The following is a 13,363-nucleotide window of genomic DNA, read 5'->3' as shown; positions in this document are numbered from 1 at the left end:
TTAAGAATGTATGTTTGAAAAGTATAAACAAACTTAGATTTAAGTTAAAAAATGCAGTCTTTTTGGTTCTTTGTGCCAACAAAAGAACTGGGGGTTTGGGGGCTAGCCCCCACAAACAGTAAAATTGAAAGAACTAAAATTGACTAAATATAATTGTTTAGGTATATATAATATACATAATTGAAATAAGGATTAATTTATGAAAAAATACAAACCAGCTACAAAAGAAGAATTAAAAGAATTAGTATTTAAAGACGGTATAAAACTTGATTGTGTTGATACAAGTCTTATTACGGATATGAGTTATCTTTTTCATGAAAGTAAAAGAAAAGATTTTGAAGGCATAGAAGATTGGGATGTTTCTAATGTTGAAAATATGTGCAGAATGTTTGATGATTGTAAAAAATTCGATCAGCCTTTAAATAGCTGGAATGTGTCTAATGTAAACTATATGAGCTGTATGTTTCTTTCAGCAGAAAGTTTTAATCAGCCCCTTGATAAATGGAATACAAAGAAAGTAACTAATATAGAGTTTATGTTTAAATATGCAGAAAAGTTTGATCATTATGAATCTTTAGAACATTGGAATTTAGATAAATTAAAAGATATAAGTTTAATTTGTGATGATGAAAATAAACTGCATACAAGACTTAAAATATATATGCAAGCATTTTATCCTAAAGAAGATTATATAACTATATCCAAAGATAATGTCAAAGAAATATATGCTCTTATTGCAAAAGATAAAAATAGAAGAATTGTAAGATTAAGAAAAAAACTTGAAGAAGATTTTTCATCAGAGATTTAATTCGTTACAAATGATTATAATTTTAGCATAATAGAAAAAGCAGAAAATAAATAAGAAATCAGTAATATATTTGTTTATACTTTATTAGTGTTTATAATTTTTGATTATCTTAGAAAACTATAATAAAAAGCATTTGCACATAAAATATATGTTTATGGGCAAATGCTTATTAATATACTTATTTAATTTTAGCTATAAATATATTATCTATTTTTTCAACTTTTTCTATAGATTCTACAATAGTATTAACATTTGAATCTCTTAATATAAACATAAAGTTTCCATTTCTTTCAATACTCTTCTCAATATTAATATCATAAAAAGCTTCATTGAAAGTAAGCAGATCATTTTTTTCTGATTTAAACCTTACATAGAAAGTTTCATTCTTTTCTTTAAAATCTTTTACTTTAACATTTTTATTTTCATTAACAAATCCAAGTATAGGTACTCTAAGTTCATCTGTAATAAGAGTATTTCTAGCCAAAGTAACAGCATCTGAAACTATAGCACTGCTTGTAGGTCTTCCGCCTGCTCCTGAACCATAAAATACAGTATCTCCTGATCTGTCTCCAACAACTGTTATAGCATTGAAGGCGTAATCAACTTTTGAAAGCATATTATTTGCATTAAGCATTGTAGGTATAACATATATATATGCATTATCATTTTCATCCAAAACAGCCTCAGCTATTAACTTAATAGTAAGATTAAGCTCTGAAGCAAATACAATATCATCCAATATAATATTTCTTATACCTCTGATAAATATTTTATCAAAACTTATAACATTACAAAAAGCTATAGAAGAAAGTATGCAAAGTTTATGTGCAGTGTCTATTCCGTCAATATCAAATGTAGGGTCAGCCTCAGCATAACCTTTATCCTGAGCATCTTTAAGAACAACATTAAAATCTAAATTATTTTTAGTCATATTAGTTAAAATATAATTACAAGTACCGTTTAATATACCATAAACGCCTTCCATTCTGTCAGAGACTAAACTCTCTTTCATGGCCTTTATTATAGGTATAGCACCTGCAACAGAAGCCTCAAAAGCTATATCTGATTTTCTATTCTTTATAAGCTCTCCAAAACAATTAGCAAGCAGAGCCTTATTTGCTGTAACTACAGGCTTTTTTGTTTTCATAAGTAATTCTTTAGCGGTATCCATTCCGCCTAAAACTTCTATTACTATATCTATATCATCATCATTTAATATATCATTTAAATCTTTAGTTTTTATTTCTACAGTTTCCAAAAATTTATCATCTTTTACTTTATCAATATTTCTGCTAAAAATGGTTTTAACGGTTAATTTTATTCCGGTTCTGCTTTCCATAATAGAATTATTTTCTATAATAGTTTTTAATGTGTCCTTACCAACGTGACCATAACCCGCTATCGCTATTTTAAATTCTTTTTTCTTATCCATTTTTAACTCCTTAAAAAATATAAAATTAACCTTAAAATTATTACAAAAATTAGTAATATTCCAATATATTTTAACATTTATCAAAAAATTTTACAAGATAATAGTTTTTTATAACATATACATAAATCACTTTATATAAAAAAATAAAACATATTATAGTACAAATTAATCATTAATATATACTTAAATATAACAAATAAATATAAATAATAGATATTGATTTCATTATTTATTTATGTTATAATTATAATACAGTTTATTTTTATGGAGGTCAATTATGCCACGTGTTATAAATGATGATTGTGTAGCTTGCGGATCATGTCTTCCTGAGTGCGCATTCGATGCTATTAGTGAAGGAGATATCTACAAAATCGATCCAGACAAATGCACTGATTGTGCTGCTTGTGAAGCTGTTTGCCCAAGCAACGCTATACATCAAGCTTAATTGCTGCTGATGGCATGGCGGGGCAGGTTTATATAACCTGCCCTATTAATTTTTATTAGAAGGAATAATATTGATAATAAATAATAAAGCATTTTTACTTTCATATAATCAATATAAAACCTCTTCAATAATAGCATCATTTCTAACAGATAATTCAATAATTCAGGCAATATGTTATAAAGCTAAAAAAGATTCTAAAGCATTCGGTTCAGACTTAGAAAGCATATCCAAATTAAGCATAAGTATTTATGAAAAAAAACAGCCTCAATTATCAATATTAAAAGAATCATCTATTATAAAAAATTATTCAACATTAGAAAAATCCATATATTCGTCTCTGGCTGTATTTTATATAAGAGAAATTATGCTTTATTGCGGCAAAGATTTTGACAGCAGATATTTTATTTTAATGGAAAAGATTTTAGATGCATTAGAAAATCTAGAAGAAACATCTAACAGCAATGAAGACAATAAAAAAAAATATATTGATATTTTAATTACAGCTTTTGAAATGAAAATACTTTATATAGCGGGAATATCTCCTCATTTAGATAAATGCGTTTTATGCGAAAGCGACAATGCCTTATTTTATTCTATAAATGAAGGAGGACTAATATGCAGTAAATGCAAAAACATAATAAGAGACTCTATAAATATAACGGAAAATGATAGAAATTTTATGAGAATAATAAAGCATACTGCATTAATAGATATATTTCATAATAATGAGATAGAAAATATATATGACAGTTCAAAAGATAATGTTAAAGATATAATGAATAAATCATTGTTTAATCATATAAATAGAAATATAAAAAGTAAAAAAGTATTGGAAGAAATTTTATTTAGTTAATATACTTAAAATTTCATTAGCATTATTAACTATATAAACGGCATTTTTAAACTCTTCTTCGCTGCCGAATCCATATCTTACTGCTATAGAATCTATACCAACATTTTTAGCAGCATCAATATCATCAATTCTATCCCCTATCATAATTGTTTTACTCTTATCAAAATTTCATTTTTCAATGGCTTCTTTTAATACATCCAATTTATTTTTTATTTGTCCGCCTATAACCGGAGCATAAAAACCGCTAAAAAACTTTATAATATCAAAATGCTCTATTATTTTTAAAGCCAATTCTTTAGGCTTAGCAGTTGCTAGAAATATTTTATAATTATTTTCAAAAAGCGTTTTAATTAAATCATATATTCCATCATAAAGAGTACAGTTGAATAATCCTCCATTATCATTATAATCTTCTCTATAAAATTTAATAAACTCAATAGATAATTTTTCATCATTACAGCAATATTTTATAAAACTGTCGCTAAGAGGAGGACCTATAAATTTTCTAAGTGTATCATTATCTGGAATATTAATATTTAATTTATATACTTCATTAAGTTTTTTAATAGAATATACAACAGCATTTGTTATAGACAAAGCTGAATTTGTAATTGTACCGTCAAGATCGAAAAGTATATTATTATATTTACTCATAATTATTTATTAACAAATATGTACCCAGATGCAGGAATTATTTTAAAATCCTGCTTTGTTTTTTCTTTCACAGCTTTAAATAGTAAATTAATACCCAAACTATCGCTTGACATGTGACCAGCACATACTACATTAATATAATATTTTCTGCATTCATCAAGAAGTTTATCAGATATATTCATTACAATTATAGTTCCTACACCAGTCTTAGATAAAGCCTCTATCATAGCAGAATCAAAAGAAGCACCTCCTGTCATATCCACAATAATTTTACCAACTTTGGAATTATTGGATCCATTAAATATTTTAGGAGGATTATAACGCATAGCAGATATTTTGTATTCTTCTATTGTATATAAAATATCAATTATATCAGACAGTTTATTTGGTTTTTCTATTTTCATCTTATCAGTTAAAAAACTTTCAACAAAATTATCCGCAACAGTATGCATGCACATATAATTTAATTTAAGAAGTTTAGCAGCATCAACATCTCTAAAATGATTTGCACCGAAAACTGAACGGCTTACTTCATTAAGTCTTTTATTACTTAAAGCCTCAGATACATTTATCGGCACATCATGCAAAGCATTCTTATCCGACTGCATTGATATAACATCATAAAAATTAACAAAACCATAACCATTAGGATGATGACTAATAACTAAATCTATATTTGCATTTTTCTCATTGAGCCTGTCAGCAAGCAAAAGCTCTGGGGTCTGCATGTCTATACCGCATAAAATATTATTTATATTTTTATCTTCTGCAATATTTAATACCCTAGTATCAGAATATGGATTAAAAAGCTTATCCTTATCAAAATATTCTTTCTTTTTATCATCTAATCTGTCATATTCTTTTTTTACACTTTCTAATTCTTTTTCTACTAAATTTCTTCCTCTAGGATCAGCATCAATACCGCATTCAATTACTGAAATATAAAATTCTTTTATACTTAAAGACATATAAACCTCTTAATTATTCCTCTTCATCAGCTTTTTTCTCATTTTTAGGTTCGCCTCTATATTTTTCAGTCTGAATCATACCATCTTGCTCAAAGAATGTAATAGCTTTATAACTTTGTCTTATAGAGAACTCAGCACTTCCTATAGTTAATTGTACTCCAGGAAGCATCTCCTTACCAGCACTTACAGTAGATTCAACTTTTTCTATTTCCATTTCCTGAACTAATGCTTCTCTATTCAATACAACCTCTTCTCTTCTGCTCATAGCCTGTTCCAACTGCTCTTTGTAACTTTGTAATTGTTCTTTTTTCTCATCGTCCAATTTTTTAAGTTTAGCAACCTGTTCTATAGACTTAATATTTCTTTCTGTTTCTTCAATAGAAATATCAAGTTCTTCTTTTTCTTTATCTAAATCATCAACAGCACGTCTTTTAGCAGGACTAATACCAGTTTCAATTAAAGTTTTAGCACCAGCCTGAGAACCTAATACCTTACCATTAACCTCAACTAAAGCTCTGAGTCTTCCGCCGCTTGCAGAAGCTCTCTTGCCTATAAGTATTATTCTGTTATCCGCATCAATATTAGAATTGAGTATTGCCTCTGTAACAACAACATTATTTCCAGCTTGAACATTAGAGAATTGTATAAACTTAGCAATAACATCTCCTCCGGCTTTTACGGAACTATTCTCATTACCTTGTATACCAAGTTTAACCATAATGTCTCCCTTAGCTTCCAAGTCGCATTTTCCAACAGTTCCATGAACATCTATATTTCCTTCCGCCTTAACAGAATAATTATCGCTTACACTTCCTTTAACAACAACACTTCCTATGAAATTAATGTTTCCTGTTTCAGGTCCCACATCTCCTGATACTTCAAATATAGGCTCAACACTGAGAAGTTTTCCTTTTAAAACAACCTGACCATTTATAGAAGAAATTATAAACTCTTTATCATCTGATAATTCAACATTATTACCTAGTACCTCTTTTATATCTATATCTTTACCAGGATTCGTTTCTATCTTTAAGCCAAGTACTGTTCTTCCTGTTTCTCCGTCTGTAGCAGGTAATTTTCTAGCCAATTTTTGTCCCTGCTCAACATTTTCAACTATACTTAAATCTTTATAGTCAATACTTTGATCTTCACCTATATATTTAGGTATAACCTTCTTATTTATATTAACTAAATATTCTATCTTAGCATTCTGACCATTGACAGGAGCACGTCCTTCGGCAGCAAGTATTGGTACATTAAAAGTTCCTTCTTCCAAACATCTTGCAACATTTTCTTCTTGGAATCCGAAAGTAATGCTGCTGTTTTCCAACAATTCTTTTACATCCAGCAAATCCATTTCTCTTCCGCCTCTGGTAGGCTTTGTAACCGTAACATAAGCACGCATTTTATCATCACTGATAGTATAACTTATTTTAGCATTGTTGGCAGACTTTGATACATCCCATTCAGCAATTTTCTCATATATTCCGGTTTGTTCATGAAGCATTTTTTTGGCAAGATGAGAGTCATATTCTTTTATACCGGCATCTATCAATTTTCTTTCCAAATCCATCATATCTTCAACTCTTTTGCCTTCAGCAACCGGAGGTACGACTTTTAAGAATACTCCATCTCTTTTAACTCTTACAACTATTTCTGTATCTTTATTAAATAGCATTTTTTCTTGAGTATTCTCTCCGACATCTCCTGTTGTATAATCCACTCCTGAACCAAAAGCAATATTGGATTTTTCATATACAATATGAGTGTATCTTACAAGGAAAGGTTTGGCTCCTATATTAAAAAATCCTTTACTTCCTTCTTCAAGTACTTTATAACTTAATTCATATATAGGGCATTGAAATATAGCAGCTGCTTCCTGCATACCTCTCTCTAAAGAGCTAACATATAAATCAACAGAACGTGTATTTTTATTATTATAAACTTTCTTATAAAAATCACTTTCCAATATTTTTCTTTTTAATTCATTCATAAAAATCACCTATATTATAATAATTGTTTTTTTATCTCTGAAAGAGAGCATCTTAATTCCTGTATAGCTTTAGTATGCAGTTGTGATATTCTACTCTCTGAAACCTCTAAAACTCTGCCTATTTCTTTTAATGTAAGATCATCATAATAATATAATATCAAAACCTGTTTTTCTTTTTCAGGCAGTCTCTTTAATGCAGCAACTATCTTATTTTTTACATCTTCCCTTTCAGCTAAGTATTCAGGATTTGTTTTATCATTAGATTTCAAAGTATCTATAACAGATATTTCATCAGAATCATCTCCTACATACCAAACATCGCTTAAAGAAGTAGGAGAAGCCTCTATATATCTTTTCATGGTTTCATTATATTTACTCATAGTAATGCCTAACATATCTGCTATCTCCTGCGGTTTTATATTTCTGCTAAGTCTAGCTTCAAGTATTTCTCTTGCCTTTTCTATTTCTTTAACATCTTTACGTATAGATCTAGGAAGATAATCTAATTTTCTAAGCTCATCATATATAGCTCCTCTAATCCTAGTAACAGCATAAGTTTTAAATTTAATATCTCTGTTAGGATTATATTTATCAATAGCATCCATCAAACCAAAAGTACCAAATCCTACTAAATCTTCAAATTCAATATGTTTATGAGAACCCATCTTTACGGATACCTTGCTTGCAACATACTTTACCAATGGAGAATACTTAATGATCAATGCTTCCCGTATAAAAGGCGACTGAGTTTTTTTAAACTCTACCCAATGTTCCTGCTCATTTTCATTAGTAATATTTGGTATTTTATCTTTGTCTTTCTTATTCATTTTCATAATAATTCACTCTATTATCAATTAATTTACTTATTCTCTTTCTCATCTTTCGCTATCATAGTTCTAACAGCTTTAGCTACTTTTTCAGGATCCTCATGAACTTCTTTAATTATTTCGCTATCTTTTACCTTTTTATCCGGGAACATACTGCTGCTTGAAGAACTATAACTTGTTGGTGAAGTATTTGTGTTTGAACTTCCAAAAACAATACTTCCTATATCATCAGCAGAACTATGATAATCCACTTTCTGATTTTTATCAATATTAGGAACAGTATTTGACATAGGGTCAGTATTAATGTTTATATCACCATTACTTGAAGCATCATTTGATAAAATAGTATCACTAGGATTTTCATATCCTGCCATAGTATTATCATCTATAGCACCATAATCTATATCTGAATTTGATGAAGCTGATGCTGATTCATTGATAACATCTCCTAAATACTTTTTTAATATCATTCCAATTAAAAATAATATTCCTGATGTTATAACAGCAGAAATAATAGCTTTCACAATAGAAATATCTACTCTATTTTTATAAAGAATAGAAAGTATAAGTGTTATTACAAATGATAAACCTATTATTATTCCAGCCAATTTACCAAAATTAGTAGAAAAATACTGTTTAACCTTTTCAACTATATTATTCATGATTACCTCTAATATTTATAACAATTGCATTATTATTATTTTTTACTAACAAATGATAATAAAGATTCAACAAAACCGCCGAAACCTTTTATATCTCTGCCGTCATCGTACTCCATATCTATTATCTTTTTAGCAATATTATATATAGCTATAGATGCATGACATTTATTATCATATTGATAAAAAGGAAGCTGCTGCGAAACAGCATAAGGTATAGTTTTATCCTCTAAAATATGTCCCAAATATTTAATATCCATATCTAAATATTTTTTGCTAGTCATTATAATTTTATCACCAACTTCCTTACCTTCGGAAGCCTTAGTAACTCTATTAACTAATATTTTTATATCAGCATTAGCATTTTCAGGAGCTATTGATTTTATAACTCCATAAGCATCCAATATAGCTGTAAGCTCAGGAGTTGTAACAACAATACTTTCATCTGATGAAAGTAAAAAGTATAAAACTGTATCTGATATTCCGGCTCCTGTATCCACTATAACTATATCCGCATCATTCAAAGAATCCATACTATTAACTAATTTAGTTAATGCTCTTCCTGAAAGATTCGCTAAAGAAGAAAATCCAGAAGCACCGGCAATATATCTTATTCCGTAATTAGTTTCAAGTATAACTTCATGCAGTTTTTTTACACCTTTTATCACATGGTATAAATTATATTCAGGCATATTTCCAAGTATTACATTAACATTACCCAGTCCAAGATCTGCATCTATTAAAAGCACATTTTGTCCCAATTGCTGCAATGCTATTGATAAATTAATTGCAATATTTGTTTTACCAACACCGCCTTTGCCGCTGGCTATACTAATGATACGCTGAGGACGTTTATCTTTAACCCCCATCATCTTTCTTAATTCATCTGCTTGATCTTTCATAACATACCCTTAATGTTGTTTATCCTTTTTAATAAAATCATTTTATATTTTTCCAAATAATCCTTCAATTAACTTATATCCATATTTCTTAGCAGTAGATATATCTTTAGGAACACCCTGACCATGTGTAATATAAGTAATAGGTAATTTCTTTTTAATTATAGCACATATTGATGAAGCTAAATAATCTGTTTCATCAACTTTTGTAAGTATTACACCTTTATAATTTGTAGGTTTAAATGCATTCAATATTTTTACCGCATCTTTATATTTAGCTGTAGAACTCATAACAAGCTGAATATCCATGTCAAATCTTCCTACTGTAGTAAAATATTTTGACATAGCAACTATATCCTCAGCACCTTTAGGAGAACGTCCCATAGTGTCTATAAATAATAAAGATGAGTTGTCCATTTTTCTAATTTCAGCCCTTAATGCTTCAGGAGTACTTGCACTTGTAAATGGAACTTTCATTATACTAGCATACCTTTGAAGCTGATCAACAGCAGCTATTCTGTAATTATCTATAGTTACAAATGAAACTTTTTTACCAGACTTCATATGCTGAGCTGCTATTTTAGGTATTGTTGTTGTTTTTCCAACTCCTGTAGGTCCTACAAATACTATGATTTTCTTTTTCACTCCTATGTCTATACCATTTGACAGCATCAATCTCTCAGAAAAATATTTTTCAACCTCTTCTAAAATTACATCTTTTGATTGAAAAAATCTAGCATTGCTTGAAGTTAACAAATATTCTCTTAAATCTAATAAAATCTCTTCAGGGAATTCTCTATTTCTTAAATAGTTAAAACTCTCTTCCATTCCATCAGCAACATTTACTTCAGAATCATTTTCTGCATTATTTTCAAAATAATTTCTTATTCTATTGCTGCTTTTTTTACTTCTAGAAGATTCTCTAGTTAGATTATTTTCTTCTCTAAACTCCTTTATCTCATCTATAGAATCCTGTATATCATCTTCTTCATCTCTAAATGTATTATCATTGTATTCTGTTTTCTTATTATATACATTATCATTAAATCTATCATTTATATTATTGGAGTTATAATTCTTGTTTAAATTTAAATTTGGTATGCTGTTCTCCAAATATTCTTTTACCATATCTTTTATTTGTTCCTGAACTAATCTTTTAACATTTTCTTCTACGGAACTATTAAGCTGAGAATTATTGGATGAAGCATTATTCATATTACTATGAACATTGGTATTCATACTGTTCATAAAACCATTGTTAGAAAAATTACTATAATTGTTGATTGGAGAAAAGCTATTATTAGTATTATTGGAAGAATAAGCAGAATCAGACGGCATTCCGTTTCCCATATTTGCAAATATAGAATTTGAAAATGCAGAATTAGAATATTGAGAATTATTAAAATTAGGCAAAGGAGTAAAATTATCATTACTTCTTTCAATACTGCTTCTTTCTATATTGTTATTTCTCTCTAAATTATTGGCACTATTAATATTAAAATCTGTATTATTATTTTCTGTATATGCAGAAGTATTTCTAATATCTGTATCATCATTTTTATTAGAAAACTCATCACCGAAACCTAATTCCTCTGCATTTTCTTCTTTATTGTTGAAGGCAGGAGTATCTAATACAGAAGAAGTATTTGTATTTACTTTGTTTGCATTTCTCTTTTTTAAATCTTCTTTTAATCTTCTGCTTATTGAAGCTATTCTATCAGCCATTTCACTTGCATCAATAGCCTCTGTTCCATGCTTTTTCATTTCTATTCTATCGCTTAAAAGTTTGCTTCTATGCATACCTTCATCTTCTTCATCATAAGAAGATCTATTCTCATCAGAATTGTTATTTTTTCTATCATATATAGAGTTGTTAAGCATTATTCTAAGCTCATGTTCAGTTTTCATTCCTAAACCTAAGAAACCGCCTACTTTTATATCTCTGCTAGTCAATATAACAAAATTACCGCCATACTCTACTCTGGCTTTAGCAAAAGCATCTGTTTTATCCTTCCCTCTAATAGTGCGTATGTCTACCATTTTCTAACTCCTGTAATCATCTTAAAAACCTCTTTATAAAATTTTATATCTTAATAATTTATCTTAATTAAATTAATATTTAATATTGTTCCAATACGCCGATAGATACTTCAAATTCTTTTTTAATCATGCCGAAAATATTTTTTCTTTTGCTTTCTCTCACACTAATGATAAAATAGCTTTCGCCATATTTATCTCTAGCCTGTTTTTCGATTTCTTCTCTGTTTTTTCCAAAGATTTTAATAGTTTTCATAGTTATAACTCCAAATATTTATATTTATATCTTAATTACTCTTATAAAAGAGATATTTTATTTTATACTTGCAATTCCCTCTACCTTATATCCTTGTGCTATTTCAGTAGTAGCTATAACCTTATACTTTCCAACATTCTTAGATATAAATTGGAATAAAGGTCTTCTTATTAAAGGAGAAGTTAAAAATACTATATCATCAACTCCATTATCATTAACAAGCTTAACTGCATCTTTTATATTTTTAATTAAGTTCTGCATACTTTCAAAACTCATAGCAATCATTTGAGAACCCTGTATATTTCCTGTGTTTGCCAAATTTTGTGCTATATTATTTTGAAGCTGCTGACTTAATGTAATAACTCTTATATTCTTATTTTGGTCTGCAACCATCTGCGATATCTGAGGAGCTAATCTGCTTCTTACAAGTTCTGTAGCCTGTTCGCTGCCCATCATAGATATAGCATCAGCAACACCTTCTAATATTGCAACGCTGTTCTTAATAGGCACTTCCTCTTGAAGAAGATTCTGCAATACTTTCTGTATATATCCAAGAGGACTTTCATTATGAGGCTTAGCAGCAAGTACTTCAGATACAAGAGCTTTATGATCATCTTTAATACGGTCAAGCATATTCTGAACTTCTTCACGGCCGATAAGAAGATTAGCATTTCTCTTAATTGTTTCACTGAAATGAGTAGCTATAACCGCAGTTGGGTCAAATAACATAAATCCTTTCTTAGCAGCCATATCTCTCTCATCAACATGTATCCAATAAGCAGGAAGTCCGAATGAAGGGTCTTTTACCTTTTCACAATCTGGAGAAGGTTCTTCCTGTAAATTAGAGTTTAAAGCTAAAAGCATCTTAGGTCTTACAAAACCTTTAGCTACTTCTGTACCGTTAATACTGATAGTATATTCATCTTGATCTATTACTGTGTTATCAAGAATTCTTACCGGAGGAACAGCCAAACCAATCTCCAATGCTAACTCTCTTCTAACCTGAGTTATCCTATGTATCAAATCGCCGCCTTGATCTTCTAATGCCAAAGGCACCAATGATGTAGCTATAGAAAGCTCTATCTTCTCAACTTTCAAATACTGACTCACATCCAAAGGACCTCTTTGTGTCTGTTCAGCATCTGCAGTTTTAGTACCATCTTCATTAAGACCAAGCTCCTGCTGTTCTTTTCTTAAAGCATAACCTGCTAGGAATAATGCTAATGCTATAACAAATAATGCTATTTTTGGGAATCCAGGTAAAAGCATCAAGAAGAAAGCAAAACCTGCACCTATAAATAAGTTTTTAGGCTTAGCAAAAACCTGTACAGCAATCTGAGTAGACAAATTATCCTCACTGCTGCTTCTAGTTACAAGCAAACCAGTAGCAAAACTCATAAAAAATGAAGGTATCTGACTTACCAAACCATCACCTACTGTAAAGCGTGTATAAGCATTAACGGCCTGAGCAAAAGGCTCTCCTCTCATAGTCATTCCTATAATGAGTCCTCCTACTATATTTATAACTGTGA

At 29.2% G+C, this 13,363-nt stretch carries 11 protein-coding genes and 2 pseudogenes; 3 read left to right on the top strand and 10 right to left on the bottom strand.

The features are described from left to right. Nucleotides 1–199 precede the first annotated feature (199 nt). A pseudogene (locus tag Q0J90_RS07855) lies at nucleotides 200–805 on the top strand (BspA family leucine-rich repeat surface protein); the annotation flags it as partial. 181 nt (nucleotides 806–986) lie between these two features. On the opposite strand, the gene Q0J90_RS07850 reads toward Q0J90_RS07855, so the two are convergent. After that, nucleotides 987–2,240 (bottom strand): homoserine dehydrogenase, encoded by a 1,254-nt coding sequence (locus tag Q0J90_RS07850; protein WP_297277377.1) that lies wholly within the window; start codon nucleotides 2,238–2,240, stop codon nucleotides 987–989. Between the two features lie 277 nt (nucleotides 2,241–2,517). On the opposite strand from Q0J90_RS07850, the gene Q0J90_RS07845 reads away from it, so the two are divergent. Then, nucleotides 2,518–2,685 carry a DUF362 domain-containing protein gene (locus Q0J90_RS07845; protein ID WP_297277376.1) on the top strand — a complete coding sequence of 56 codons (168 nt, stop codon included), beginning with the start codon at nucleotides 2,518–2,520 and terminating at the stop codon, nucleotides 2,683–2,685. Between the two features lie 70 nt (nucleotides 2,686–2,755). Continuing rightward, complete coding sequence (gene recO / locus Q0J90_RS07840) at nucleotides 2,756–3,538, top strand: DNA repair protein RecO (protein ID WP_297277375.1); 783 nt, start codon at nucleotides 2,756–2,758, stop codon at nucleotides 3,536–3,538. Here the strand turns inward: recO and Q0J90_RS07835 are convergent. The 9 genes and pseudogenes from Q0J90_RS07835 to Q0J90_RS07795 form a co-directional block, all read right to left on the bottom strand. After that, nucleotides 3,527–4,192 (bottom strand): annotated as a pseudogene (locus Q0J90_RS07835) (HAD-IA family hydrolase). The gene recO and the pseudogene Q0J90_RS07835 sit on opposite strands and share 12 nt — an antisense overlap. Before the next feature lie 2 nt (nucleotides 4,193–4,194). Next, nucleotides 4,195–5,160, bottom strand: a complete 966-nt coding sequence (locus Q0J90_RS07830) for a hypothetical protein (protein WP_297277374.1) — start codon at nucleotides 5,158–5,160, stop codon at nucleotides 4,195–4,197. Between the two features lie 13 nt (nucleotides 5,161–5,173). After that, nucleotides 5,174–7,153, bottom strand: a complete 1,980-nt coding sequence (locus Q0J90_RS07825; protein ID WP_297277373.1) for a FapA family protein — start codon at nucleotides 7,151–7,153, stop codon at nucleotides 5,174–5,176. Nucleotides 7,154–7,167: 14 nt separating this feature from the next. Next, nucleotides 7,168–7,986, bottom strand: coding sequence for an RNA polymerase sigma factor WhiG (gene whiG / locus Q0J90_RS07820; protein ID WP_038375138.1), 819 nt, complete (start codon nucleotides 7,984–7,986; stop codon nucleotides 7,168–7,170). 26 nt (nucleotides 7,987–8,012) lie between these two features. Beyond that, nucleotides 8,013–8,642 (bottom strand): hypothetical protein, encoded by a 630-nt coding sequence (locus tag Q0J90_RS07815; RefSeq protein WP_297277372.1) that lies wholly within the window; start codon nucleotides 8,640–8,642, stop codon nucleotides 8,013–8,015. 35 nt (nucleotides 8,643–8,677) lie between these two features. Next, nucleotides 8,678–9,541, bottom strand: a complete 864-nt coding sequence (locus Q0J90_RS07810) for a MinD/ParA family protein (RefSeq protein ID WP_297277371.1) — start codon at nucleotides 9,539–9,541, stop codon at nucleotides 8,678–8,680. Between the two features lie 42 nt (nucleotides 9,542–9,583). Then, nucleotides 9,584–11,578, bottom strand: a complete 1,995-nt coding sequence (locus Q0J90_RS07805) for a flagellar biosynthesis regulator FlhF (protein WP_297277370.1) — start codon at nucleotides 11,576–11,578, stop codon at nucleotides 9,584–9,586. Nucleotides 11,579–11,657: 79 nt separating this feature from the next. Continuing rightward, nucleotides 11,658–11,831 carry a hypothetical protein gene (locus tag Q0J90_RS07800; RefSeq protein WP_169730108.1) on the bottom strand — a complete coding sequence of 58 codons (174 nt, stop codon included), beginning with the start codon at nucleotides 11,829–11,831 and terminating at the stop codon, nucleotides 11,658–11,660. Nucleotides 11,832–11,888: 57 nt separating this feature from the next. Then, on the bottom strand, nucleotides 11,889–13,363 hold a 1,475-nt coding region (locus tag Q0J90_RS07795; protein ID WP_297277369.1), incomplete at its 5' end, for a flagellar biosynthesis protein FlhA.

Origin of the sequence: uncultured Brachyspira sp., assembly GCF_944390595.1 — a bacterium.
Classification (GTDB): domain Bacteria; phylum Spirochaetota; class Brachyspiria; order Brachyspirales; family Brachyspiraceae; genus Brachyspira.
This window is presented reverse-complemented; position numbering and strand designations above follow the sequence as displayed.